Origin of the sequence: Mesorhizobium sp. B2-1-3 (assembly GCF_006442495.1) — a bacterium.
GTDB lineage: Bacteria > Pseudomonadota > Alphaproteobacteria > Rhizobiales > Rhizobiaceae > Mesorhizobium.
Map to the genome: position 1 here is coordinate 66232 of NZ_VFWL01000017.1, position 25835 is coordinate 92066.

General features: G+C 60.4%; 18 protein-coding genes. 5 read left to right on the forward strand and 13 right to left on the reverse strand.

What is annotated here, in order from left to right; translation table 11 throughout:
* Window positions 1-3: 3 nt before the first annotated feature.
* From FJ973_RS23965 to FJ973_RS23975, 3 genes are all read right to left on the reverse strand, one after another.
* Window positions 4-1188 (reverse strand): extracellular solute-binding protein, encoded by a 1185-nt coding sequence (locus tag FJ973_RS23965; RefSeq protein ID WP_140558028.1) that lies wholly within the window; start codon window positions 1186-1188, stop codon window positions 4-6.
* A 176-nt stretch (window positions 1189-1364) separates the two neighbouring features.
* The gene (locus FJ973_RS23970) at window positions 1365-2606 is read right to left on the reverse strand and encodes an extracellular solute-binding protein (protein ID WP_140558030.1); all 1242 of its coding nucleotides are present in this window, start codon (window positions 2604-2606) and stop codon (window positions 1365-1367) included.
* Window positions 2603-3655 carry an N-acetylglucosamine-6-phosphate deacetylase gene (locus tag FJ973_RS23975; RefSeq protein WP_140558032.1) on the reverse strand — a complete coding sequence of 351 codons (1053 nt, stop codon included), beginning with the start codon at window positions 3653-3655 and terminating at the stop codon, window positions 2603-2605. The genes FJ973_RS23970 and FJ973_RS23975 overlap by 4 nt, the downstream gene beginning before the upstream one ends.
* A gap of 111 nt (window positions 3656-3766) precedes the next feature.
* Here FJ973_RS23975 and FJ973_RS23980 point away from each other — a divergent pair, with 111 nt between their 5' ends.
* The gene (locus tag FJ973_RS23980; RefSeq protein ID WP_181165372.1) at window positions 3767-5008 is read left to right on the forward strand and encodes an ROK family transcriptional regulator; all 1242 of its coding nucleotides are present in this window, start codon (window positions 3767-3769) and stop codon (window positions 5006-5008) included.
* A 202-nt stretch (window positions 5009-5210) separates the two neighbouring features.
* Here FJ973_RS23980 and FJ973_RS23985 read toward each other — a convergent pair whose 3' ends face one another.
* From FJ973_RS23985 to FJ973_RS24010, 6 genes are all read right to left on the reverse strand, one after another.
* Window positions 5211-5663, reverse strand: coding sequence for a VOC family protein (locus tag FJ973_RS23985; protein ID WP_140558033.1), 453 nt, complete (start codon window positions 5661-5663; stop codon window positions 5211-5213).
* Window positions 5664-5727: 64 nt separating this feature from the next.
* Window positions 5728-6006 carry a hypothetical protein gene (locus tag FJ973_RS23990; RefSeq protein ID WP_140525297.1) on the reverse strand — a complete coding sequence of 93 codons (279 nt, stop codon included), beginning with the start codon at window positions 6004-6006 and terminating at the stop codon, window positions 5728-5730.
* Between the two features lie 83 nt (window positions 6007-6089).
* Window positions 6090-6788 (reverse strand): ABC transporter ATP-binding protein, encoded by a 699-nt coding sequence (locus tag FJ973_RS23995; RefSeq protein ID WP_140513459.1) that lies wholly within the window; start codon window positions 6786-6788, stop codon window positions 6090-6092.
* The gene (locus FJ973_RS24000; protein WP_140558035.1) at window positions 6785-8620 is read right to left on the reverse strand and encodes a branched-chain amino acid ABC transporter ATP-binding protein/permease; all 1836 of its coding nucleotides are present in this window, start codon (window positions 8618-8620) and stop codon (window positions 6785-6787) included. Before FJ973_RS24000 ends, FJ973_RS23995 begins: the two co-directional genes overlap by 4 nt.
* 11 nt (window positions 8621-8631) lie before the next feature.
* The gene (locus FJ973_RS24005; protein WP_140498479.1) at window positions 8632-9507 is read right to left on the reverse strand and encodes a branched-chain amino acid ABC transporter permease; all 876 of its coding nucleotides are present in this window, start codon (window positions 9505-9507) and stop codon (window positions 8632-8634) included.
* Window positions 9508-9692: 185 nt separating this feature from the next.
* The gene (locus FJ973_RS24010; protein WP_140558074.1) at window positions 9693-11045 is read right to left on the reverse strand and encodes a substrate-binding protein; all 1353 of its coding nucleotides are present in this window, start codon (window positions 11043-11045) and stop codon (window positions 9693-9695) included.
* Window positions 11046-11267: 222 nt separating this feature from the next.
* Here FJ973_RS24010 and FJ973_RS24015 point away from each other — a divergent pair, with 222 nt between their 5' ends.
* Together FJ973_RS24015 and FJ973_RS24020 are read left to right on the forward strand one after the other, a co-directional pair.
* Window positions 11268-12005, forward strand: coding sequence for a Crp/Fnr family transcriptional regulator (locus FJ973_RS24015; protein WP_140558037.1), 738 nt, complete (start codon window positions 11268-11270; stop codon window positions 12003-12005).
* 223 nt (window positions 12006-12228) lie between these two features.
* Window positions 12229-12501: a hypothetical protein gene (locus FJ973_RS24020; RefSeq protein ID WP_140498482.1), complete on the forward strand. Its 273-nt coding sequence runs from the start codon at window positions 12229-12231 to the stop codon at window positions 12499-12501.
* A gap of 264 nt (window positions 12502-12765) precedes the next feature.
* On the opposite strand, the gene FJ973_RS24025 is transcribed toward FJ973_RS24020, so the two are convergent.
* Both FJ973_RS24025 and FJ973_RS24030 read right to left on the reverse strand, forming a co-directional pair.
* Window positions 12766-13452 carry a Crp/Fnr family transcriptional regulator gene (locus FJ973_RS24025; RefSeq protein ID WP_140558039.1) on the reverse strand — a complete coding sequence of 229 codons (687 nt, stop codon included), beginning with the start codon at window positions 13450-13452 and terminating at the stop codon, window positions 12766-12768.
* A gap of 47 nt (window positions 13453-13499) precedes the next feature.
* The gene (locus FJ973_RS24030) at window positions 13500-17252 is read right to left on the reverse strand and encodes an adenylate/guanylate cyclase domain-containing protein (protein WP_181170947.1); all 3753 of its coding nucleotides are present in this window, start codon (window positions 17250-17252) and stop codon (window positions 13500-13502) included.
* Between the two features lie 415 nt (window positions 17253-17667).
* Here FJ973_RS24030 and FJ973_RS24035 point away from each other — a divergent pair, with 415 nt between their 5' ends.
* Both FJ973_RS24035 and FJ973_RS24040 read left to right on the forward strand, forming a co-directional pair.
* Entirely contained in the window at window positions 17668-21795 is a 4128-nt protein-coding gene (locus FJ973_RS24035; RefSeq protein WP_140558043.1) for a GMC oxidoreductase, read from the forward strand.
* The gene (locus FJ973_RS24040) at window positions 21792-23501 is read left to right on the forward strand and encodes an alkaline phosphatase D family protein (protein ID WP_140525292.1); all 1710 of its coding nucleotides are present in this window, start codon (window positions 21792-21794) and stop codon (window positions 23499-23501) included. Before FJ973_RS24035 ends, FJ973_RS24040 begins: the two co-directional genes overlap by 4 nt.
* A 285-nt stretch (window positions 23502-23786) precedes the next feature.
* Here the strand turns inward: FJ973_RS24040 and proX are convergent, their stop codons facing one another.
* Window positions 23787-24839: a glycine betaine/L-proline ABC transporter substrate-binding protein ProX gene (proX, locus tag FJ973_RS24045; RefSeq protein WP_224519139.1), complete on the reverse strand. Its 1053-nt coding sequence runs from the start codon at window positions 24837-24839 to the stop codon at window positions 23787-23789.
* Window positions 24840-24895: 56 nt separating this feature from the next.
* Window positions 24896-25834, reverse strand: a complete 939-nt coding sequence (locus tag FJ973_RS24050) for a proline/glycine betaine ABC transporter permease (RefSeq protein ID WP_140498487.1) — start codon at window positions 25832-25834, stop codon at window positions 24896-24898.
* Window position 25835 lies beyond the last annotated feature (1 nt).

Consider the following 25835-nt stretch of genomic DNA (forward strand, 5'->3'; position numbering starts at 1 on the left):
CCGCTATTTCATCTTGTTGGCACCGACCTCGCGGTCCCATTTCTCGAAGGCGGCGACCAGTGCTTCCGGCTTTAACGGCGCTTCGACCGGGAACTTCCTGATCAGCTCTTCATATTGTGGGCGGCCGAACTCTGCGATGGCGTCCTGGCTTTCCTGCGGCGCGGCGCTGAGCGGTACGCCCTTGACCGCCGGGCCGGGATAGAAATAGCCCTTGTCGTAGGTGTAGGCCTGCTGCGCGGGTTCGAGCATGAAGGCCATGAGCTTGACCAGAACCGCGACCTTTTCCTCGGCGACGCCCTTGGGAATGCACATGAACTGCGTATCGGGCACCCAATGCGTGCCTTCGAGTGCAAACGTCTCGATCTCCTTCGGCACTATGCCCAACACGCGCGGGTTGATGTCCCAGCCGAAGGTGGAAACGATCATGTCGCGGGTGCCCTCGGCCAGCTCCTTCATCGTCACGGTGGTGCCGGAGGGATAGTAATCGATGCCTTCATCCAGCGCCTTCAGATAGGCCCAGGTCTTCTCCCAGCCATTGATGGGATCGGAAGGATTTTTGTCGCCGAGGATGTAGGGCATGGCCATCAGGAAGGTCCAGCCCGGTCCCGAATTGACCGGCCGCGCATAACAGAATTTGCCGGGATTGGCCTTCACCCACGCCAGCAGTTCGTCGGTGTTCCTGGGAATGGTCTTGACCCTGTCCGGCGCATATTCGAAGAGTGGGCCCGACGGCGAATAGACGACGGCGACACCTTCGTTCTGGCCGAAGTTCTTCTGCATCATCAAGGCGCTGTCGAGATAGACGTCCTCAGCCTTGGGCAGCACAGTGGGATATTTCGTCCACACGTCGATCCACAGGCCCTGGGTGATGCCGTCCGACATGGCACCCGGACCCGTCAGCACCAGGTCGATGTCGACCCGGTTGGCCGCCTGCTGCGCGGCGAGCTTGGCCGGCAGTTCGGGGGACGGCGCGCGCGAGAACGTGATCTTGGAGACGAGCCCCGGATTTTCCTTGCCGAATTTCTCGATTGCCGCCTGGGTAAGCTGCAGATTGCCCGCGACGTCAATGATGTTGAGCGCCACCGGCGAAGTGGGCAGGGCAAGCTCGTCGGCGAATGACCTGCCAAAGGGCAGCGCTGCAAACCCCGCCAATGCGCCGAGCGCCTGGCGGCGTGAAATCGTGAACATTGTCGTCCTCCTCATTTATTTTCTTGAAAGAGCGGTATCTCCGCGCTTTCATCCCGGCTCTCCCAGACGAATGATATATTAGTCTATCAGTATCGAATGCAACACAAATGACGCCCCGCTGCGCTGAAGGTCCCGTCGCGGACAGGCCGCGTCAGGCCGGTGCCTGGCATGCTGCACTATCCTAGTGCCAGCCCCTCGACGCGGCCGGCCTTTGGCGAAGCATCAGGATTTCTTTGCGCCGACCAATTCGTCCCACTTCTTCGGAAGGCGGCGATCATCTTTTCCGGCGGCAGCGGCAGTTCGATCGGGTTGTCGGCGATGAGGCTGGCATACTCGTCCCTGCCGAAACGTTTGACGATGTCCTGGCTGTGCTGCGGCGCCATGGAGACAGGCACGTTCTTCACCGCCGGGCCGGGGTAGAGATAGCCCTCATCGTAGGAATAAGCCTGCGCTTCGGGCGTAAGCAAAAATGCCATCAGATCAAGCACCACGGCGAGCTTGTCGTCGGAAATGCCTTTCGGAACGCACATGAAAAAGGCGTCCGAAACCCAATGGAAGCCCTTGAGCGTGCCGATCCTTGCCGATTCCGGCACGATGCCGAGGGCACGTGGATTGATATCCCATCCCGTGGTCGAAATGATGATGTCGCGGCTGCCTTCCCCGAATTCCGTCATGGTGACGCCGGTGCCCGCGGGATAATAGTCGATATACTGGCCGATCTCTGCCAGATAACCCCACGTCTTCTCCCAGCCGTCGACGGGATCCTGCGGATCCTTGTCGCCGAGCAGGTAGGGGAGACCCATCATGAATGTGCGGCCAGGGCCGGAATTGGTGGGCCGCGCATACATGAAGCGGCCCGGATTGGCCTTGGCCCAGGCTAGCAGCTCCTCGACCGAGCCGGGAACCTCCTTCACCCGCTCAGGGGCGTATTCGATCAGCGGGCCGGAAGGATAGTAGTTGACGACAACGCCATATCCCGCGCCCTGCTTCTTGTGCAGGGCCAGTGCGGCCGGTTCGTAATTGTCCTCGATTTTGGGAAACTTGTCGTTGAAATCAGGCAGAATCTTGATCCATGTGCCGTTGGCTAGGCCTGCCGCCAGACCGTCGGAGCCGGTCAGCACCATGTCGATATCGACGCGGTTGGCTTCTTGCTGCGCGCGCAGCTTTCCGGCAAGCTCGGTCACCGGCGCCTTGGTGAAGGCGATCCGTTCGGTGCGCTCGGGATATTTCTTGGCGTAGTTTTCGAAGGCCGGCTGCGAAAGCGCCAGCGCGCCGCCCACGTCCATCACCGAAATGACGACCGGCGATGCCGGCAATTTGGGTGACTGCGCCCAGGCCCGCGTCGTGCCGGCGAGGAATGTACCGCCAATGCCGCCAAGGATGGTGCGGCGATTCACCTTGAGTTCACGAGCAGTCATGGTTGTCTTCCTTCCCATTTTGTCGTTTGCCGGTCGTATTCGCGTTCTTCTTCTCCGACGCGCGCATGGGTGATGGTCATGTCGGGCGCCCACTCGATCTCGCTGGCGGGCACGCGAAGGCCATGCGCGTCCAGCACCGGCTGCAGCAGCGCCATCACATTTGCCGAGGCCATATCGACAGCCTGTGCGAAACCGGCGATGCCCCAGCGCACCAGGTTGCGCACGGCGTCGTCCAGTCGCAGCGCCGACCCGGCGAGCCCGATGCCGCCAGGAACGCGGACCGAGCCATCGGCGCGGCTCTCGACCCGCATTCCGGCAAATTCGTAAGACCCGTGCGGCGCACCGGCCGCCGAAACGGCATCGGTAACCAGGACCGACCGGTCCGGCCCTTTTGCCCGGACCAGCGATTTCAACGCGCCTGGCGGAACGTGAATCCCGTCGGCGATGAATGTCGCGGCGAGACGGTCTTCGGCCAGTTGGGCAAACAGGGTATTGTCCAGTTTCGGCAAGGTTTGCGGCAGCCCGTTGCCGAGATGGGTGGAAAGGACAGCGCCAGCCGCCGCGGCCTGCGCCACGAGCTCAAAACCGCAAGCCGAGTGGCCGATCGAAACAAGAATGTTGTGCCGGTTCATGGCCCGTATGAAAGCAATGCCACCTTCCACTTCGGGTGCCAGCGTCGTCAAAAGGATCGGGCGCTTGAGCAGCGACTGCAGACGCTCAATGAGCGCAGGATCCGCAGCGGTCATCGCCGAGGCGGGATGGCATCCGGAATAACCCGGGGCGGGATTGAGGAACGGACCTTCCAGATGATAGCCGGGGCACATGAGGGGACCGAGGCGGCTTTCGGAGACAGCCTTGTCGAGAGCGCTGAACCGCGCCGACAATTCGTCCGGCCTTGCCGTGATGATCGTCGGCAGGCACGCTGTCACGCCGCACGCCAGGAGGGCCTCCAGCGCTTCGTCGAGTTCCGCCGCCGTCAGGGTCCCCGAGTTGAAATCGACGCCGGCGAAGCCATTGACCTGCATGTCGACCAGACCGGGAGTAATCATGTTGCGGCCGATCGCCAAGATTCCTTACGCGGAGAGTACACGGCTTGATACCGCTTGCAAGCCATTTTTGAATAATGTTATCCAAAAATGCGAAAGGAAAAGAATCCGGGCATGTTGACGCTCTACACCGCGGATTTCGAGGACGCCCGCCAACGCGACTGCGCACGCGTCATCGCCAGCCTGCACGAAGGCGGCGGCAAATCCCGCGCCGCACTTGCCGCCGAGTTGGACATGACCTCGATGGCGATCTCGCGCGCCATCGCCGACCTCGTCGGCAGGGGCATCATCGAGCAAAGCGTCGGCCAGGTGAGCGGCCGTGGCCGCCCACCGGCGCAAATCGTTTTGAACCCCGGTTGCGCGGGCGCGACCGTCCTTCTTGTTTCCAGCCAGGAACTGGTTGGCGTCCTTGTCGATTTCCGCGGAAGTGTCCTCGCCCGGCAAACCGCCCATGTTCCGTCCGACGCCGATTCGGCCCGCATGACCGCGACGATGCGTGACCTTGTCGCCGGTCTGCTCGGCAGCTGCCCGTCTGGCATGCGTCATGTCGGAACGTCCGTTGCCGTTTCCGGCATCGTGGACGTGAAGACCCGGACGTGGATATTGACCTCGCGATGGCCGAACGTTCGCGATTTCGACGTCGGCAAGGCGCTCGATGGCATCACGCCGCGCGTGTTCCTGTTTCGCCAACTGGATGTCGAATTGAGCGCCCGATACGCCGTGCCGGGCATGGAACGACTGGAAGGCGCCTTCATTCTTCATTGGGGTTGGGGCATCGGCCTGGCCTATCGCGGCAGCGACGATGCGCCGATGCGCCAGGGCGGCCCCTTCGGCGAAATCGGCCATTGGCGTTTCAACGTGCTCAAGGATCGCCCCTGCGGATGCGGCAACCGGGGCTGTCTCGAAACAGCAGCTTCGCTGTCAGCCCTGTTGCCGGTCATACGGGAGATATATCCGTGGGCTTCAGGGGAGGAGGAACTCCTCTCCAGCCAAATCGAGACGATGGAGCTGACGGATATTCCCGAAATCCGGGTCGCCGTCGATCTTATGGCGCGCGCGCTGGGTAACGCCTGCAGGCTGCTTTTCCCCGAGAAGGTGTTCATCACCGGCCCGTTTACCTGCAATGCCGGACTCTACGAACTTCTACGCTCCCGCTTCGAGGCGGAAGGATTGATCGGCACCTTGCGCCTGCCGACCCTGATCTCCGATCGCTCCAGCCTGGACTACGTCGTCCAAGGCGCCGCGCAACCGCTTCATGAAATCGCCGTTTGCGTGCTGCTCGGCACGCCGCAGGGGAAACCGAATGGCGCAGGGCGGAGCCGGCGGAATGGAAAGCGGCAAAGGCCGATGCCCTGACGCGAAGCATCTGAATGATTGACGCTGCGGGTTCAGAGATCCGGGAGCAATCTCGATGCCCCACACCTCTCACGTCCTGTGGAGAATGCTGCGACGCCGCTCGGGCGAAGCTCACTGCCTCGCGGAGGTTTTCGAGCCGGTTCTCACTAACGAGCCGCACAGCGAAACAGCCGCATTTAGCATGTCGCCAGCGTTTTCTTCTTTAGGCCAGGAGCGCATTCCCGCGCCGTTCCATCTCTGCCGGATCGAGGTCCTCCCTCCACGACAGGAGCACCCAGACGTGGCCGAAGGGATCGCGCACGGTGGCGGAACTGGCGCCATAGAACATATTCGTGGGTGGCTGAATCTCTTCCGCGCCAGCCTTGACCGCGCGCCGCAGCAAGGTCGCGTTATCATCAGTGAAGATGTGAAGGCCAGCTGTGCAGCGACCAAGTGTCCGCGGCTCGCCGTATAGTCTCTCGTCCGGATCCCCGATCATGATCACGGCTCCGCAGATCAAAATCTCGGCGTGCATGATTTTGCCGTCTGGGTGGGCAATTCGGAACAATTCCATCGCTCCGAATGCCCGCTCGTAGAACGCGATCCCATCCGACGCCCCGTCGACGTAGATATGAGGGACAATCGCATTTCGATATCTCTCCGGTCGTTCAGTCATCTCGGTGTCCTCGCGCCAAATATCAGAGCGCTCGTTTGCGGTGCACAAGCCGGCGAAACACTCTTTACAAGACCCGGCGGAAGGCTCGCCTCAGTTCGCCCACCGCACCGCCGGAGACCATCAACCGTGCGTCGACACGATCCGTTCCGGGTTCCACGCGATCATCTGCTCGATTGCCGCCGAAGCCGGCGCCGGCTCGACTTGAAATTCCTCGAAAATCGAACGGTGCCTCTCTTTTCCAACACGGCAGGTCGGCAAAAATCCAGGCCGACTCCAACCTGGAGACTGTCCTGATATTTCCGGCGATCAGCGGCTGGCGCCAGAAGGCGATACGGTCCTGCAAGCGATGGCCTGGATAGTCGCCGGCATGAAGCACGGATGGCCGAAGGCGGTCGGAAGTCGAACGCCGTCCGCGGCTGCTCGCCCCTAGACGCCGAGATGATGCTGCAGCAGCCCCGGCTGTGTCTTGAGCTCGGCGGCCGGGCCCTCGTGGGCGATATGGCCGTTATTGATGATATAAACGCGGCTCGCGAGCGCCAGCGTCGCGGCGATGTTCTGTTCCACCAGCACGATTGTCTGCCCTGCCTGGGCCAGTTCGCGGCAGGCGCGCACCAGATCGTGCACAATGACTGGAGCAAGTCCTTCGAAGGGTTCATCAAGCAGAAGGATCTTCGGGTTGCGCACCAATGCACGGGCTATGGCCAACATCTGCTGTTCGCCACCCGAGAGATCCGTGCCCCGGCTGGTGCGCCGTTCCTTCAGCCGTGGGAACATCGTGTAGATACGTTCCAGCGGCCAGCGGTCGTCGGCGGTCAATCCGGCCAGAATGATGTTTTCCTCGACGCTCAGGCTGCCGAAGATGCGCCGATTCTCGTGCACGAGCTGCATGCCTTCCCGAGCGATGCTGTGCGCCTTCCTGCCAACCAGCTCAACCCCGTCGAGCTCAACCGAGCCGGCTCGTGGCGTCACCACGCCCATCAGGCTCTTCAGCGTCGTCGACTTGCCCGCGCCGTTGCGCCCGAGCAGCGCCACGACCTCGTTTTTCTCGACCCTCAATGAGACGTCGAACAGAATGTGACTGTCGCCATAATAGCTGTTCAACGCCCTGACTTCGAGCAGGCTCATGCCACCTCTCCATGTACCCCGCCGAGGTAGGCTTCCTGCACCTTTGCGTTGGTCTTGATCTCAGTGGGCATGCCTTCGACCAGTATCCTGCCCTCCTGCAGGACGGTCACTTTCTCGACCAGCTCGAAGAGCGAATCCATGTCGTGGTCGATGATGATCATCGTGCGTCCACGCGCGATTGACTTGAGCAGCGCCACGGTCTCGACGCGCTCGCGCGGGCTCATGCCGGCAAGCGGCTCGTCAAGCAGGAGCAGGCTCGGCGACGTCGCCAGCGCAAGGCCGATTTCCAGCCGCCGCTTCTCGCCATAGGCCAGTTCCGAAACGGGCCGATCGAGCCGCGCCGTAAGGTTCACCAGCGCCGCCGTTCGCTCGACCTGCTCATTGAGACCGGGAACGCTGTGGATACTCTTGAACAGGTCAAGCCGGAACTTTCCACGCGCCTCGCCCAGCGCGGCAATCATCAGGTTCCGCCGCACCGTCAGGCGGTCGAACAGCTGGTTGATCTGGTAGCTCTTGGTGAGCCCGAGCTGGCACACCTCGGACACGCCCATGCCCGTAATGTCGCGGCCGGCCAGCATGATGCGGCCGGAGGTCGGCGCGATCTCGCAGGTGAGCATCTTGAAGAACGTCGTCTTGCCCGCGCCGTTGGGTCCAATGATGCCCCGTATCTCCCCATGATCGACACTGAAGTCGATGTCGCTGTTGGCTGTGATGCCGCCATAGCGTTTGGTTAGGCCCTGCACCTGCAGGATCGGTCCGGATGCTGGCGCAGTGCCATGCCGGCGCGCCGGCATCGGTTCGACGACCGTCACGACGTGCGGCGCACTCTCGACCGCGGGATTGGCCCGTTCGATGCGCTTGCGGCCGCCGGTCAACCCATAGAGATCGACGATCGCACCGACGATGCCGCGCCGCAGGAAGCAGACCAGCAGCACGAAAACGATGCCGAGCACCAACTTCCATGTGGCGCCGAGATGCAATGTGTTCTGGAAAAAGTCGCTCAGATACAGCCACACCGTCGCGCCCACCAGCGGCCCGAACAGTGTGCCGGCACCGCCGATCGCCGTCTGCATCACGACCTGGCCGGACGTGTCGAACATGAAGGCGTCCGGCGGCATGAAGCCCTGCATGACGCCCAACAGGCCGCCGGCAAAGCCGGCATAGATCGCCGCAATCACGAAGGCCGTGAGCTTGTAGCCGTGTATGTCGTGGCCGAGCGCCGCGGCGCGGAGCGGATTGTCGCGGATTGCCGAAAGGATCGCGCCAACCGGCGAGCGTACGATGCGAAGTGCGACGACAATGCCCACGAAATACCAGAACGCCAGGAAGGTATACATCGTCCAGTCGGTGTTGAATTCGAGTACCGTGAAGCCGAGGTTGACGACCGGGGTTGGCACGCCAGGCAAGCCGTTCTCGCCGCCTGTGAATGCCGAGAGCGGATTGAACTCGACAAAGAAGAAGACTTCGGCGATCGCCACCGTGATCATGGCGAAATAGATGCCGGTGCGTCTCAGGGCGATCAGGCCGATCACATAGCCGACGACACCCGACACGACGGCGCCCATGACGATGGCAGCCATGACATAGGAGAAGCCGGTTTCAGTCAGGAGATAGGCGGCGAACATCCCGCCAGTACCGTAGAAGGCCGACTGGCCGAAGGACAGCAATCCCGTGTAGCCGAACAGGATGTCGAAGCCGATCCCGAACAGGCCCCAAATGAGGATACGATTGATCGTGCTGGGCGAAAAGCCGAGATGGGGCAGCACGAACGGCGCCAGGACGAGCGCCAGCGCCGTCAGAAGCTCGACAAGGAAGGGATGTTTGATGTTCATGGCGACCGCGTCTACTCGCGCCCTGCCGTGCCGAGCAGCCCGTGCGGGCGAAGCACCAGCACCAGAGTCATCGCCACGAACAGCATGACATAGGAATAACCGGGATTGAACATCGAGGTGATGCTGATGATTTCGCCGGCGATGAGGCCGCCGAGGATCGCGCCCGGAAAGGAACCGACGCCGCCGATCACCACGACCACGAAGGTCTGGACCAGTATGGCTTCCCCGACATCGGGCGCGATCGACACCACGGGTGCATTGACAATGCCGGCGAAGCCGGCCGCCATGGCTCCGATGCCGAAGACGAGCATGAAGATCTTGTAGACGTCGATTCCAAGCGAATCGACCATTACCGAATCCTCGATGCCTGCTCGCACGATCATCCCGATGCGGGTGCGATAGAGCACGACATAGAGCATCAGCAGCGCCAGGGCGACGATGCCGAGGAGCGCCAATCGGTAGGTGGGATAGACCATGAAGCCCAGATGGGTGATGCCGACCAGCGAGGCGGGCGGCGGCACCGTGCGCGAGAGGCTGCCGAAGAAGAAGCGGACGGTCTCGACGAAGACGATGCCGAGCCCGAACGTGACGAGAAGCTGGTCCTCGAGCGGCCGCGTGTAGAAATGGCGAATGATCAGCCGCTCGATCAACACCCCGACGATCATCACGAACAGCGATCCGGCCGCCACCGCGGCGAGGAATGAACCTGTGTAGGTGTAGGCGAGCCAGCCGGCATAGCCTCCGAGCATGAACATCGCGCCATGGGCAAGGTTCAGGACGCCGAGCGTCCCGTAGATGATGGTCAGCCCGGAGGAGATCAGCGCCAGAAGCGCGCCGAGCACGAGCCCATTGAAGCACTGCGAGATGAAATTTGCCCAGTTGATCACTCTGCGCCCACCTTAATCATGAAAAATATGCCCTGCCCTCGCGCCAGCAAGGGTTTGGTTGATAAGTCGCGAACAATCGACATTCCACCGACCGCCGGGAGACGAACCGTCTGCGTCCAGCCAGAGCCAGTCCCGGTGCGAGCGCCTTCTCCACCCGTGGCGGGCGGAGAAGGCGCTGCGGGATATCAGGTGTAGCTGCCCAGGTTGCAGCCGAACTCGTCAGGCTTCTGCATCAGCGGCGCGCCATCGACCACCTCGACCACGTTCCAGTAGTCGTCGTCGCTCTTCATGTCCTTGGGGTCCTTACCCTGGACGAGTACGACCGGTCGCACGCACTGATGGTCTTCCGGCCGATAGTGAACGTCGCCGACGAGTGAAGGGATGGTCTCACTCTTCTCGTATTGCTTGATGACGTCCGGCGGATAGAAGCTACCGGCCTGCGACACCATGCGGGCCCAATGAGCGAAGCTGACATAGGCATTTTCGGCGCCCCATTCCGGCCGATAACCGAACTTTTTCTGGAACGCGTCCACGAACTGCTTGGCGAGCGGATACTTGTCCTGCAGGGTCCACCAGAAATCGGTAGCGGCAAAAACGCCGGCTGTCAGTTCGGGGCCCACTTCCTTGGCAAGGAAGGGGATCTGGTAGGGGATGACCATCTTCATGCTCGGAGTCAGGCCGAACTGCTTGGCCTGCTGGATCGACAGCACCGCGTCGCGGCCCCAGTTGACGTTGACAATGAATTCGGCGCCCGAATTGGCGATGTTGGTCAGATACTGGCTGAAATCCTGGGTGCCTAGCGGCGAGACCTGGTCCGTCACCATCTCCCATCCACCCTGAGAGGTCAGGTAGTCGTTCACCGACTTGGTGACGGTGTGACCGTAAGTGTAGTCCGGCGTCATGAATGCCGCCTTCTTTCCCTTTCCGTAGGTCTTCAGAAGGATCGGGCCGATCGCGTTGGCTGCGGTCTGGCCGTAGAAGTTCTGGCGGAAGCCGTAGCGGACACAGTCCTTACCTGTTGTGTCGTTTGAGCCGGAGATGCCCGCGACGTAGAGGATCTTCTCGCGCTGCGCGAATTTGTTGAGCGCAACCGCGACCGCTGATGAAGTCGAGCCGGTCATCAGGATGATGTTGTTTTGGTGGATGAAATTCTGCTCGAGCTCGACGGCCTGGTTCGGCTTGGCCGCGCTGTCGGCGGACAACAGCTCGACCTTCTTGCCGAGCAACCCCTTGTCGACTTTCGGCGCCAACGCCTTCATCAACTCATGGCCGTTGTTGATGTGGTCGACCGCCAGCTGCCAGCCCTTAAGTTCATCAGCACCCTGCACGGCATAGGCACCGGTAAGGGGCACCGCGGCTCCGATGTAGACGGTGTCGCCCGCCGACCCGGCCGGCCAGGTGCCTATCGCGGGCTTGTCGTCGGCTGCAAAAGCCGCAAAGCTGGATAAGGGCAGAACGGCACTACCGAGAAGACCTGCGCCCGCGTGCAGCATGGTGCGGCGGGATATATTGGAAGTATTTTGATCGTCGAGCGGCATCAGCTGTTCCTCCTTAGCGTGGAGCCGTCGGACGGCTCTCATTTGTTGTTCCCGGAAACCGGTTTTTCCAGCGAAACGCTGAAAATGGCCTATTTGCATGGGCATTCGCAGTGGCGTAGGCCTACCAGTCAATACAACTTTCGTTTGATAATTCTGTTCATTGATCTGGATTAATAAGCATAGGAAAGTTTCGTTGAAGGTCATGAACATTTGGAGCATGGCATGCCGCTGACCGGCCACCCGATCGTGACCCGACTGACACATGTAATGAAGCTGGATTCGCTAGACATCAAACGTCTTGAGGCAATCTTCGAGCGCGATCTTACCATTCGGAAGCGGGAGGAACTCGTCGTTCACGGCTCCGAGTTCCGAAACCTGTGCTTTGTTAAAGACGGCTACGCGATCCGCTACAGGTTGCTGCGCAGCGGCAGGCGGCAAATCCTGAAGCTCATCCTGCCCGGTGATGTCATTGGATTCCCGGTCAGCTTTTTCGATCGATCCACTTGTTCGGTCGTTGCCGTGAGCGAACTGACCTACGCCGTCTGCTCGTTCGACGCGTACATTCGTCTCTGCTACGAGCAGCCCCAATTCGGTCTGGTGTTAAGTTGGCTCGCCGCCCAAGAGGCAGCGACTTATGCGGAACACATCGTCAATCTAGGTCGGCGCACTCCGATTGAAAGGTTGGCGCACCTTTTGCTGGAGATTCACGCGCGTCTCCTGGAAGTCGAACGCGCCGACGAAGCAAGTTTCGATCTGCCGTTTTCACAGGAAATCATGGCGGACGCGCTCGGGTTGAGCGTGCCCCATCTCAATCGCATCATTCAGCAATTGCGCGCCGAACAGCTTATCACCAGCAACGCGCGCTTCATCGACTTGACTGATCTTGCGGGCCTTCGAAGACTGGCTCAGTACCAGCCGATGTCCCTCGTTCCGATCCCGGTGCTGAAGCAGCGGGAATGAAAAGCGTCCCGTCGATCATATTAGCACCCTGCGTGAATTCCTTCACATACAAATCTCACCCGCGGCGTACAAGAGATGACAGAGCAGGCAATTTAGTCTCTCTTTCGGACAGATCATAAAGAAAATAGCAAAGATCAAGCCCGAAGAGGAAGTTGGTTTTAAACTAAGCCAATTTCGTTCTCATCACGAATTTTGTGATGCCATCAACCAAAGGGAGAGAAACATGTATAAGATCATTACAGCTGCGTCTGCATTCTTCATCCTCACGGTGCCTTCGTTCGCGATCGACTCGACCTTCGTCCACAGTCTGCGAGCCGACAATGGTGACTTCGAAGCCCCAGGTGACTTGAAGGGTCAACATTCATTGGCTTCAGAAGAAGCGGTGTATGGCTTCCCGACCGGGTCGATCGGATTGCCTGGTGGCGCTTCGAACTCCAAGTGCATGGGGGTCAGCCCACACCAGTACGATCCTGTCAGCCCGGACTGCCGGAATTGATCCAGATAAGAGCGGTGGCTAGCGCCACCGCTCTGCCTCCTTGAGCGGGTACCGACTGACCGACGGACTATTAAGAAAAGCCCGACCATAGATCGCGCGACAGCGGTGGCAGGTCCAATCGCCTGGGACGGCGTCAGGATGCTGAACGGAGGTTCCCAGTTCGTCACCACGACAGGTGGAGGACTATCCCTTCATGCCGATCCGGTCTTCGTTGCGCAATCTGATTCGCGGCTCTGATGCGCGCGCCGATTGCGAATGGCGACATCAGTCATCGTCCTGTGACTCGGCAATGTGACGAAGCGCACCGGCATTCGTTATGCGCAGGCCACCACGCTTGATTGCGATAATCGAACGGTTGCGCCAATCGTTAAGCGTCTTGTTGACGGACTCGCGCGTGGCGCCCAGGAACTCCCCCAGTTCGGACTGGGAGATCGGTATCCAACCTGAGCCATCCGCCATAACGCCGGCCAAAAAGGCCAGTCGCTTTGCCAGCCTGGCCTCAATGCCGAAGAAAGCCTGATCGCCAAGTTCGCCGCTGACCCAACGCAGCCGTGCGCACAAAAGCTCAATCATGGCGCGTGCCAGAGGTGGAGTTTTTTCGATCCGATCGAAGAGCTGCTTCCGACCGAGCGAGGCCAGATCGCAAACGGTCAGGCAAGTAGCGGTTGCGGTGCGCGGGCGCCCGTCGAGCGCGCCGATCTCTCCGACCAAGCTGTGCGAAAGCTCGATATTGGCCACCAGCTTCCGGCCTCCCGGCGAATACATCGAGATCTCCACCGTCCCGCTCATAACCCCGTAAATACGATCGGATGGATCTTCCTGGACGAAGAGAATCTGGCCCGCCGCGTGGCGTTCAACCTTGCAGCCGCCGAAAAGAAGATCGAACAGGCGCGGATCGATCCGTGCAAGGCGCGGCAGATCATTTCTTTCGTTCGCGCCGCCAAAAGCCATGTCGCCCCCAAGTTGCCGATCGGATAACTCCAACGCAGGAGAGTATCTTAGGTCTTGTCTTGCCGGCGCCTCAGCTCGGCCGCAATGATCGACTGATCCCTGCGTAACGAGAGGCGCCGCGCAGCCGCGAGTGCTTGCCGCCAAGTAGAGACGGCGCGGTCACCGCGTCCGTCCAGCCAATGGGCCACGCCGACCCACAGCCCATATTGGGCGGTGCCGACAGGAAACGCGCGGCGGTAGCGCTTGAGCTCATGCAGCGCTTGGCGCTCCCAGTGGCGCCACTGGTCGTACTCGCGCGAGAGGCCTGCCTCCCTGCCGCGCAGAAGCACTTCGCACACGCCGGCAATGCCGGGCAGTGTGCTGTGCACAGTCGGCCGACGCATCTCGCGCAGCAGGCGTAGCGTCTCGACCACAGCCCGAAGGCTCTCAGCATGGAGCCCGACCCGTGCAAGCGCGAGCGCAAGCGACCCTTTGGCGGAGACCAAGTCGGCGAGATCAGCGGATCCGGCCATAGCGGACGTGGTCAGCCGAAGGATGTCGACCGCTTCACGGGGGCTATCCGTGTGGAGCACACACAACGACTTGCATCGGAGCGCCCAAATCTCTTGCTGGAGGTTTCCGCTGTTCTGTGCGCGGGAGAGCAGCGCTTGGGCGGTGTACTCCAGCGCACCCGATTCACCCCGGTAGTACATTGACCAGAAGCGCATGGCCTGGGCGTTGCACCAACTTAGTTGATCGCCCGCCTTTAGACATAGCTCTTGGGACTGATCCAGACGACGATCTACCATCAGCCAGTCGCAGCGCCCGATGCGCCAGAGCGCATCGAGATTACACAGGTGGGCATGGACCGCTGGATCGGCGAGCGCAGTCACCACCCGTTCTGCCCTTGCCATGAAGTAGTTGCAAGCGCGCCGGCGCCCCAGAATTCCCAGCCCGCATGCCAGTTGGGCCGACGCGACCACCATCTCCATGGTGAGTCCCGTGCGCTCCGCATGGGCGACAGCCGCGACGGTGTGGGAAAACGCTCGCGAAAAGCGAAGCTCGAAATAGTCCACGACGGCCGCCTGGTTAAGGCAGCGAGCTAGTTCTCGCTCCCAGGAGTCCAGCACACTACCCTGAGTTGACCATAGCGAAGGAGGGAACACCTGTTGGAACGCGAGCCGCATTCCACCCCCAAGCAGCCGCATCAAAAGGGCTGCCGAGGAACGTGGAACCGGCGTGCCCGCCAAGGTGAGGGCGCGCCTCACCGAAATGCCCTGAGCATGGAGGTCGCCACGACTGTAATGGGCCTCGCCGAGCTGCCTGCGCCAACGCACCGACTGAAGTCTTTGCTCAGCACTCCAAGGCTGCTTCGACTCGTATCTCAAGCAGATTTCCAGAAACGCCTCGACCTCTCGAAACGCACCGACCTGCAGCGCCTTGATTGCTGCCAAATTGGCATATCCAACTGCCTTGAAATTGTTTCCGGCGGCCTCAAAATGCTGAACGAGGGCCGCGACATCCGCGCCCATGGCGGCCGACTGGCTCGACTCGATCCAAGCGGCCAGAGCTGCATGAAGTCGCTGTCGCACTTCACTGGGAATTGAGCCATAAACGACGTCTCGGATTTGATCATGACGGAACTCGTAGTTCCCTGATCCAGTGCCCTGACGCACGAGATGCGCCGCCACGAGCGACTCGACAGCTGCACCCACACCGTCGTGATCCAACTCGCCCTCGAGCAACGTCGCCAGGGCCTCGCCGGTAAATGAACGCCCGATCACGGCCGCAGCCCTGAGAACGTGCTGGACTGGGGTCTCCAATCGATCAACGCGCTCCCGAATGACCCGATCGACACCTTCGAAATATCGAAGGCTCTCGAGCGGGCGGATCGGACACCACAAACCATCGCGTATGGCGATGAGCCCCTGGCTCTTTAATGTCAGCGCTATCTCCTCGGCGAAAAACGGATTGCCACCGGCTAAGGCCGAAACCCGGCGCGCCAGTTCGCCATGTGGGGGCACATCCCCGAGCGTGCGGGCGACCAGTTCGCAAATCGACGCCTCGCTGAGTTCCTCAAGATCCAGGATACGACACAGGCGCGCGGGATCGTCAGGTTCCGTTCCGGATGTATTCCTTCTTGTGGCCTCGGCTCGCCTTCGTAGGTTTTTTAACTCCTCCGGAACTTCGTCCGAGCGTACGCACAGGACCAGAAGCAACGAGGACAGAGATGAGAGAACCCACTCGACGAGGCGCCACGATGCCGAATCCAGCCACTGACTGTCCTCCAGGACCAATGCCAACGGGCGCGGTGCCAAGTTATCCATGAGATCACCCAAAAGACGCATGGTGGCATCAGCGCGATGAGGTCCCTCCAGATGTCGCGTCCCGTCGTTTTGGGGAATTTCGATGCTCAGAACATCACCTAGCAAGGGCAGTCGCCCAACGAGCGACGAGTTGCCTTGAACCCGTTGTGTGACGACATCAAGCACCGCAAATCCATCGCTGTCGGACGGTAGGCCGAGAAGGGACACAAGCACCCGCCGCCATGGCAGGAGCGATGTCCGGCGATCGTCACGTTCGGCGCGCGCGGTCAAAACCTCGATTGCGGTTGAGCGCAGTTCGTCCGTGAAAGCTCTGATCAAAGCGGTTTTTCCAATGCCCGACTCACCCAAGACAACGAGCAAACGCCTGCCTCCACGGCGGGTCTCCTCGAACGTACGTTTCAGGAACTCCAGCTCGCTCTGCCGACCAATCAGCGGACTAAGAGGTTGGACCGGGGCGCGCGGATCCATGGGACAAAATACCGTTGCCATGTCCCCAAGTCCGTCCAGTTGCAACGTGCCGTGTTCTTCGAACCAAAACGCCGTCCGGCTGGCTCGCTCTGTTGGTGCATCGCAGAGAACGTTTGCCGATGCCGCCGTCATAAGCCGCGCCGCCCGATTCACGGGCGCGCCGATCACCATCAGCTGGCGCCGACGTGCGCTTCCGACAACACTAAAAAGCGCATCGCCGGTAGCCACGCCCATCGACGCGGAGAGGCCCAAGCGTTGGGCCGTCAGACGGATCGCGCGAGCAGCATCGACGGCACGGCAAGGATCGTCGCGGTGGAAACTGCCTCGCGCTCCGAACGTCGCAAAGAAAATCAGACCTTTGTCGTCAAAGAGCAACTCGCCGGCCGGCCCACCGCGCGAACGCAGATCCTCCTGGAGGGTCGCGCATAGCAATTGATAGCGCGCAAGCGCCTGAGGTTGACGATGGTCAAGTCCGGCAATTCGCGCGAAAAGGGCGGTGATCGGCCTAATCTCCGCCAGGGCGTCTAAGCGAGCGGTCGTTGGACGATCTTCTTCGGAACGGATGGCAATGGCGCTGTCCGCGGCAACTGAGCGCAAGTCGGCTTCGGACAGCAGGTCCCTGAGCTGCAAAGGCAAAAACCTTGCCAGCCAGCCCGGAGGCGGAGAAGCCAGCGTAGGCCGACTGCGCCGCGATTGAGACGGCTGCGCAAGGGCCAAGTTGGCTTTGTCGGAAAGTACATATTCCCATCGGCGCGCAGCCGCTTGGGACTGAGCGGCCTGCATGATGGCATCTCCGCCTGCAAAGAGAGTCCAGACCGGCTGACCGCCTAAAGCCGCCGCCCAGAGGGCCCCCGCCCCTACTCCAACATGCAGCGCGGGTGCGATTTCAGCTGTTCCGTCCTCCAAACGCTCGTTCTGGCCGCCGCAGATTGCCTTGGCACAGGCTGTCGCCGCTCGCACCGCGCTTTCAAGTCCGCGGACATCCGCCGACCAGTAGGCCAGCAGTTCGTCGCCGGCGAGGTACAAAATCTCGCCTCCACGATTGTATACTTGCTCTACGCATCGTGCGTAGGAGTGACTAAGCAGGCTCGGGATTCTTTCAAGTCCTTCTTGCCCCCGTCGTGCTAGTTGCTCGACCAAGGCCGTGTATCTGGACACATCGACAAACACCACTGCAGCCTGGAATTCGACGGCTACTGGGCCATCCGCTCGAAGTGCGTGAATTCTACCGAGTAATTCCAGCGGCAGAAAACTCTCAAGTAGCTCGCAAGTACCCTCCATGGGTTCCTTCCCGCAGCCGTGCCCATGGTTCAGGGCAGAGAAAGGCACCGCCGACCGCGCACTTCCTAAAGGGAATGAATATCGCCCCGATAGATTGCGTGACTTCCTGACGTTACACCAAATTTCGTATATGATTGATATCTAAATTAGGGAGGACGCATTGCCTGTACACATCAAGGCAGCGCCGGAGCCGCCACGTGCGACGGCTTGGCTCTCGCACCGACTCGAGACGTTGGTCCACGATTTTCCGCAGATCGCCGATAGGGAAAGGACAACCGTCAAGGGCGGATATGACTTTGATGTTGCCATCGTTGGCAGCGGCTATGGCGGCTCGGTGGCTGCCGCCGAATTGAGCGCCTGCAAGGATGTGCAAGGCCAATCTTTAAAAATCTGCGTACTGGAACGCGGCAAGGAGTACCTGGCCGGAATGTTCCCTTCGCGATTGGCCGATCTGGGCGGCCACGTCCGCTTTGCCACCCCCTTTGCGAAACGCCAACGCGGCGTGTTCGATGGTCTTTACGACTTGCGCTGCAGCGACGACGCGGTAGCTCTCGTCGCGTGTGGCTTGGGTGGAGGCTCATTAATTAACGCCGGCGTGATGGAGATGCCGCTGCCGGAGATTTTCCGGGAAGCACGCTGGCCCACCAAAATCCGCAGAGATACGACGCTCACAGAGACGGCTAAACGGCTGGGCGATTGGCTGGGAGCCAAGCCGATACGTGTCACCAAGCCTTTCCTGGCCAAGTCCGAAGCAATTAGAAATTTGGCTGGTGGCAAAGCACGACCCGCTCACATAACCGTCGCTTCCGATTGCCACACCAACCACGCCGGGGTCGCGATGAGCGAATGCCGCCGTTGCGGCGACTGCGCCACTGGTTGCAACTACAATGCCAAAGAATCCCTCGACCTGAACTTGTTGCGGCTGGCTCGACAAAGCCTGGTACAGATCGTCACTGGCGCCACCGTCTTGCGCGTTTTGCGCGCGGGCGAAGGATGGCAGTTGGACGTCAATCACACCGACGGCCATCTACGCGATAACCAGCGGAAGCCGTTCGCGCTGCTGGCGAGGCGCGTGATCCTTGCAGCAGGCACATTCGGCTCGACGGAAATTTTGATGCGCTCGCAAATCCGCGGGATAAAGTTCTCCGATCAGCTGGGAAGCAAGTTCTCCGCCAATGGTGACATGCTCGTCGTTGCCCATGATTTGGCGGCACGGGTGAATGGCGTCGCTGACGAAACCGAGAATCCGGCCCCGAACATCAAAAGCGAGGATTGCGGTCGCGCGGTCGGCCCGACGATAACCGCAATGATCGATCTGCGCGACGGCAACGCGGCTACTGACCTGGTGATCCAGGATCTTGCCGTACCGGGACCGCTGCGCCGCTTATTTGAGGAAAGCGCCACCACATTCGATGTGCTCAATCGCGTCGCCGATGGCGACTGGGCGAAGCATGAGCCGAATCCTTCACGGGCAGACGATGCAGCCGTCAATCCAGCCGCCATCACCAACTCCCTGGTGTTGGCTATGATCGGCCGCGACGACGCGGAGGGAGCACTGGCGCTAGGGCCCTCGATGCAAAACAGCGCCGATGAGAAGCAAGACGATCCTGAAAAAATGCTCGCCGACGGGATGCTCACGGTGCGCTGGCCGGAGTTGCGACTGGACCCCCGGCTGGAGAACCATCATGCGCGCCTTGGCAAGTTGCTTCGAGAGTCTGGATTGGGCGGACGGCTGGTGAACAACCTGTTGTGGCGACCTTTGTCCGACAGGCTCGAAGCCGTGTTCGGTCGCCAACGCGGGCCGCTGCTGACGGTGCATCCCCTTGGGGGCTGCGCCATGGGTGACGACGTTCGCCAAGGCGTGACCGATCATTGCGGCCGCGTGTTCGATGCCGCTGCGGTCGGCCTCAGACGCACTCACGAAGGGTTGATCGTGCTCGATGGCTCGGTCGTGCCCACGTCGCTGGGCATCAATCCCGCCTTGACCATAGCCGTTCTGGCATTGCGAGCGATCACCGAGCTCAAGGAGGAATGGCAACTCAGTGGCGGCCGTTTGATCAACGCCCCCTTGCCTGGGAACTCTCGTGGCGAAACGCGGCCGATATATTCCACGCCGCGGACGAACCCTGCGCCTACGCCTACCAGCATCGAACTGACCGAACAGGTGCGCGGCAAGGTCCCTCTGGCTATGCGCGGCAACGGTGTGAAACCACACATGGTCGAACTGACGCTAACCACCAAGCCGGTGGTGCTCACCGATCTCTACGCGCTGCAAACGCCCCGTGGACGGTGTTTGCCGATTGCCCATGGTCGGCTGCGCATTCTGCGTGCAGGAAAGGAGTTCGACCCCATTGCAGATCAGGCCTATGAAAGCCATGTTGCGCTCGAGGCGGAGATCTCGGGATCGCTCCACCTGTTCGATCTGGAAAAATCGCGCCCCGTGCCCCGAATGCTGCGCGCTATCCTTGCGTGGGCGCTCAACCGCGGGATGCGCGACTTTGCTTACCGCTTGGTCCGCCAGGGCCAGGAATGGTTGCGTTTCACGCCGCCTAGCGGAGGGGCATCCCATCTCAGACTGCTCGACATTCTGCACCTGTGCTCGCGTGCGGGCGGGGTCCGCCTGATCGAATACGATTTGCACATCGACAAGGTTGTCGAGCCGGAAGATCTCGGCACGGGCGCGAGGTTCGACAGCTCTCTGTTCACGCAGAAGAAAATCAGAGCGGTGAAGCGGCTCACCTATGCGCGCGGCGCCAGCCCTTGGCAGCAATTGATGGAGATGTCGGTCGAAGTTTTCCCGCAGATGAGCAAGACCGTCATTGGCAAGAAGCTACCGTCGCTCGAGCTAAACAAACGATACCTGGCGCGGCAATCGGTGCCTCTGCTGCGAATAGTGGGGCAGCAAGACCGTGTCGCGGCACTGGCAGATCTGGCCTCTTTCATACTCTACGGATTTCGCGTCGTGCTTCAGATACATGCACTGAGTTTTCGCCGCCCTGACCCGCCATCTGCGCGTGAACCACAACGGCTGCCCGGGGCGGTGCCGGGCTTACCAGCGCCTCAAATCGACTGGTTGACCTTGAAAAGTCAGCTCAGCCCGCCGATCCGCATTCGCCTGGCCCGCTATGACGGCAGTATCGAGAAGGGCGTCCCGAAACGCCCCGTCTTGCTCATCCATGGTTACAGTGCGAGCGGCACCACATTTGCTCATGCTGCCGTACCCGGCAACCTCGCTCAATCGCTGTGTGATGCTGGGCGCGATGTCTGGGTGCTCGATATGCGATCGAGTTCAGGCCTGACTACCGCCACAGGCGGTTGGGCTTTTGAGGAGATGGCGGAGAATGACATTCCGATCGCCGTCCAACACGTGCTGGCTGCGACAGGGCAGGAAAGGCTCGATGTCGTCTGCCATTGCATGGGCGCGGCAATGTTCAGCATGGCAGTGCTTGGCGAGCATGATCGAAGGAATTTGCACAATAAGATCGGGCGCGTGGTGTTTTCGCAAGTCGGCCCGGCAATGCTGTTGAGTTCGGCAAATGTGCTCGCCGCATATGTGATGCGATATGTACGTTATTTTCTTCAACTTGAAGACTATGTGTTTAGTCCGCATGGCGATATCTCGCTCGCCGGTCAATTGCTCGACAGAGCGCTCTCGGCAATGTGGCTGCCGTCCGACGAGTATCGGCGCGAGAATCCCCTCTGGCCCCCAGGCAAAGCGACGCCTTGGGTCGGCACAAGACATCGGATGGACGCGCTCTATGCACGCACCTTCTCGCTCAACAATCTCTCTGACCTCGTACTCGACCACATCGACGATTTCTTCGGCCCGCTCAGCGTCGAGACAGTCTCGCAGGTCATACATTTTGCTGGCTTCAACACCGTGACCGATCGCGCCGGCATAAATCGCTATGTGCTGCCGGACCGGGTGAGGGATCGACTGGGATTCCCGATGATGTCGATCCATGGAGCGGAAAACGGTTTGGTCGCCCCCTCAACGCTAAGACTGATGCGAAATATGCTCAAAGGGGCCGGCGTGCCGCATTTGAACTCATCTCTGCATGCGGTCGAGGCGGTGCAATCGGAGGAAGAAATCAGGGATCTTATTGACAAAAGCGGCCAGTTCCTGGCGCTCGGCCAACCGTCCTACCTGACCTGGTGCATTGCCGGCCACGGTCATCAGGATTGCCTGATCGGCAAAGACGCCTCGTCGATCTGCGGCGTTATAGCGAAATACCTAGGAATGCCGGATATCTCCGATATGCCGGGGCCCTTGGAGGAAAAGCCATGACGCATTCTCTCCCCTCTGAAGCCAGGGCGCCCGCCTTCGGGGTGCGCGTAGAGGTCGAGGCGGGCAAGATCCTGGTGCAAGCGGCCGATAGCGGAGGGCGGGGCTTGCCTCATGCAGCTTTCATTGTTCCCGTCTACGCAAAGGGCGACCGCCTGCACATGATCGGTCCGCCGGTTACGAGCCGCGGCGACGAGAAAGGACAGAGCGACGATAGCCTCTATAATAGTCTTCCGCATTACTATATTAAGCAACCCGCATCTCCTTACGTATTTGAAGTTCCGCTCCATGAGTGGCCTGAAGCGCAGCAGGTACTGGTCTTGCTGCTGTACGTTCAGGCGCAGGGTATTGGCGGCTTGGCTCGGTTACCGAAACTGCCCGACGCGGCGGGATCACCACCTGAAATCCTCGACACAGGTTCGCATGCCAAGAACGCGGTGAAGAGGGCCGCCGAGGCTATTCGGTATGCGCTCGAGACTGACACATTGGATGATTTGCGAGGTGGCCTGATCGTCGGCAGGCCTGGAAGGTCGCACAGAAGCCATCGGCACAAGAGCGATGCCCGCGCGGTATCGAACCTTTCATTCGCTCTCGCAAGTTGCCAATACCCCAGTGATTTCCTCGACCACATGCCCGACGGTCAGCATGCGACACGAGGGCCCGCGGATGCGTCTCTGCTCGCGCTCGGCGATCTACTGGGCAAACCCGGCGCCCCAACGTTGCTGCTGCTGGCCGGCGATCAGGTATATATCGACGCTACGGCAGGGCTTTTCGACCCTAAGGTAGTCAACGACCGATTCCGAATACCCTACGAACGCCGGGGCCAGAGCCGCGGTGTGAAGGCGGTGATGCAGCGCTTGGACATGGCGGTTGAAATGATGCTGGACGATCATGAGATTCGCGACAATTGGGCAAAAGACCCCGACCCGGCGATGCGCAAGAATGATATCGTCATAAAGCCTGGGAAGCTGGCTTACTTCAGGTACGAACGTGGCAAGACCGAGGTGCTGGAAAAGCGCCTGCCGGCACACATCTGGCGAGACGATTTAACCCACAACGGTATGCCATTCTTCCTTTGCGACACGCGCACCGAACGTCAAGGACGGACGGTTTCGAACTGGTGCGAAGCGCGGATCATGGGTTCAACGCAATTCGCCAAACTTTGTGAATGGCTTACCAAGCCTGAACACACCGAAATGCCCAAATTTGTTCTCACATCCTCGGCAGTGCTGCCGCGGCGGCGGGAGGTGGCCGAGGCCCCCACTTGTGCCTTGCGTTCGGACGCGTGGGATGGATACCCGTTTTCCTTACATAAACTGCTCAGGTTCGTGTGCAACAAGGAAATAAAGGGACTGGTATTCCTGTCGGGTGACGAGCACGTGAGCAGCCTGGTCACCGCTCGTGTAACAAACAGCAAAACCGGCAAGCAGAGCATCCTGCATTGTATCCACAGTTCGGCGCTGTACGCGCCATATCCGTTTGCGAACGGAACTGCCGACAATTTCCAGGCCAATGAGACTTTTTGCTTTCCCGATCCCGATCCTGAGCAGGGGCCGTATTGTTGCGAGGTGCAGACAAGTTTCGCCCCTGGCGACGGTTTCGCGCTTGTAACGACATGCCGCCGCCGTTCGCATTGGCGTCTGGATGTCAAGTTCCACGACAGCGGGGGGCTCAAGGAGAACGGAACCTTCACGCGCGACCTAGAGTAATAGCTGCGCGTGAAATAAGGCTTCACTCAGTTTTTCTCACTATACCAAGCGGCCCGCGCTCGATCAGGCGCGGCGGCAGCTATTTATCCCGAGATAATCGTCTCTGAGGCCGCATGTCCAAACGATCGCCTGCCCTTTGCATGAGCCTGTGTAGCCGCTCCCCATAAGGAAACGTCGCCATGAAGCGAAAACGCTTGGCCGGCAATCGGTCTCCTCAATCGACAATGGTGGCGGACAGGGTCCGCCACCATTGTGATAACAGGCCACGATAGAGGCCTGCCCGGATTATTTCCCGGCGGCAGCCGCATTCTTTACCCAGCCATCGAACTCCGACTGATTTGCGGCAATCCAGTCGTTGGCGATCTTCTTGATCTCGGCGTCGGTCTTGTTGCCGGCCCCCAGATCGCCTTCCCACTGGCTCCAGATGTCCAGCGACCATTTCGCTTGTTCGATGAATTTCTTGGCCGCCGGATTGTCAGCCAGGAACTTCTTGTTGGCGAGCGTGCGCCAGTTCCATGGGCCAACCGCCATGCGGCATGGGTTCTGCCCCCCCGCACAGCCAACCACGTCCTTGACCTCGTGCGTCTTCGGTTTCGATACGCCCTCGGGAAGAGCGTCATACGGGATCGGCAGCCACACCACGTCCTTGCCGGGCTTCAGCCGATAGACGATCCAGGATGGGCTCCAGGTGTAAAGAAGGATCGGCTCTCCTCGGTCGGCCCGTGCAAAGACCTCGCCGATCAGCGGCTCGTATTTGGCGCGGATGGAGCGCACCGTATCGCTCAAGCCGAACTCCTTGACCTGGAAATCGACGACGTCACCGCACTTCCAAGCGGGATCGCAATTCACCAGATTGGCTTTTCCGTCACCGTCGGTGTCGAACAAGGCGGCGATCTTCGGGTCCTTCAGTTGCGAGACATTGGTGATGTTGTTGGCTTCGGCTGTCTTCTTGTCGATCATGTAGCCGTTGATGCCGCCGCCCGCGATCGTGCCTTCATTGATCAGTTCGACCGTATCCGAGATCTGTGCGATGGCGGGCTCGGCCTGCGGCCAGTTGATGTCGCCGGTCATGTCGAGGTCGTCCTGCGAAATGGCCTGCAGGATCGCCGACATGTTCATGGTCGACAACTTTACGTCGTAACCGAGTTTCTCGAGGCCCGCTATCAGGACCTGGTCCTGAATATAGTTGGCGCCCAGGCTGTCGGAGGACGTGAAACGAATGGTCTTGCCTTCGCCAGGCTTATCCTGCGCAAAACTCTGCCCACCCATCATGGTTGCTGCAACAGCCATGGCGCAGGCCAGTCTCAGCCCTTTGCGGTATCGATAATTCGCCGACATGTATTCTCCCCTTGTTGTGATATTTGTTGCGTCGTTCCGCCTGATCGAGACGGTGTTCAAACCTGCTGGTGGTTCGTTTCGAAACTCCCCGCTTCCTCATTTCTGGGACGCAGCAACTGAGCCAGGGCGGCCCGGATGCCCCGGGTTGGTCCGGCCTTGTCCTGGTTGGCCAGGCCCTGCGTGATGCGATCGAGGATCATGGCTAGCAGGACGATGGCGATGCCGCCGACGGCAGCCATGCCGACATCGAGACGTCCCAGCCCCTGCAGGACCACAAGTCCGAGCCCTTCGGCCCCGATCATGGATACGATCACCGACATGACCATAGCCATCAGTACTGTCTGGTTGAGGCCGCCCAGAATGGTTGGCAAGGCCAATGGAAGTTGGACTTCCCAGAGAAGTTGGCGATCGGTGGCACCGAAGGCCCGCCCCGCCTCGACCATCTCCTTGTCGACAAGACGAATCCCGAGATTGGTGAAGCGGATCAGCGGCGATATCGCCGCCACGATGACCGCGACTGCCCCAGGCACCGTTCCGACGCCGAACAGCATGACCACCGGGACCAGGTAGACGAAGCTGGGCGTCGTCTGCATGACATCGAGCACCGGCCGCACGATGGTCCAGGCGCGATCGTGGCGCGCGCACAGGATTCCGATTGGAATGCCAAGAATGACGCACACCACGATTGCCGTGGCGATGAGCGACAGGGTGGTAATCGCTTCCGCCCACAGGCCCATGAAGGCAATCAGGGTCAGCGAAAGCAGCGTGAATATAGCCACGCCACGCGATGCGGAGCGCCATGCGATGAGGGCAAAGATCCCGATCAGGATTGGAAACGGAATGGCATGGAGTCCATGGTCGATCGCGGTCAGAAGGGTCTCGACGGGCCACTTGATGGTCTGGAAAAGCGGCCGGAAATGCATTGCCAGCCAGCGGACGCCGACCTGGATCCACTGGTCCAGCGGGATGACATAGAGATTATCGACATCCAGCATG

Bases quoted from the DNA above. Each gene is read 5' to 3' on its own strand.
- FJ973_RS24040 (WP_140525292.1), top strand. From the start codon at position 21,792: ATGACGCATTCTCTCCCCTCTGAAGCCAGGGCGCCCGCCTTCGGGGTG.
- FJ973_RS24025 (WP_140558039.1), bottom strand. From the start codon at position 13,452: ATGGCTTTTGGCGGCGCGAACGAAAGAAATGATCTGCCGCGCCTTGCA.
- FJ973_RS23975 (WP_140558032.1), bottom strand. From the start codon at position 3,655: ATGATTACTCCCGGTCTGGTCGACATGCAGGTCAATGGCTTCGCCGGC.
- FJ973_RS24050 (WP_140498487.1), bottom strand. From the start codon at position 25,834: ATGCTGGATGTCGATAATCTCTATGTCATCCCGCTGGACCAGTGGATC.
- FJ973_RS23965 (WP_140558028.1), bottom strand. From the start codon at position 1,188: ATGTTCACGATTTCACGCCGCCAGGCGCTCGGCGCATTGGCGGGGTTT.
- FJ973_RS24010 (WP_140558074.1), bottom strand. From the start codon at position 11,045: ATGCCGCTCGACGATCAAAATACTTCCAATATATCCCGCCGCACCATG.
- FJ973_RS24020 (WP_140498482.1), top strand. From the start codon at position 12,229: ATGTATAAGATCATTACAGCTGCGTCTGCATTCTTCATCCTCACGGTG.
- FJ973_RS23970 (WP_140558030.1), bottom strand. From the start codon at position 2,606: ATGACTGCTCGTGAACTCAAGGTGAATCGCCGCACCATCCTTGGCGGC.
- FJ973_RS23995 (WP_140513459.1), bottom strand. From the start codon at position 6,788: ATGAGCCTGCTCGAAGTCAGGGCGTTGAACAGCTATTATGGCGACAGT.
- FJ973_RS23980 (WP_181165372.1), top strand. From the start codon at position 3,767: ATGTTGACGCTCTACACCGCGGATTTCGAGGACGCCCGCCAACGCGAC.
- proX (WP_224519139.1), bottom strand. From the start codon at position 24,839: ATGTCGGCGAATTATCGATACCGCAAAGGGCTGAGACTGGCCTGCGCC.
- FJ973_RS24000 (WP_140558035.1), bottom strand. From the start codon at position 8,620: ATGAACATCAAACATCCCTTCCTTGTCGAGCTTCTGACGGCGCTGGCG.
- FJ973_RS24015 (WP_140558037.1), top strand. From the start codon at position 11,268: ATGCCGCTGACCGGCCACCCGATCGTGACCCGACTGACACATGTAATG.
- FJ973_RS23985 (WP_140558033.1), bottom strand. From the start codon at position 5,663: ATGACTGAACGACCGGAGAGATATCGAAATGCGATTGTCCCTCATATC.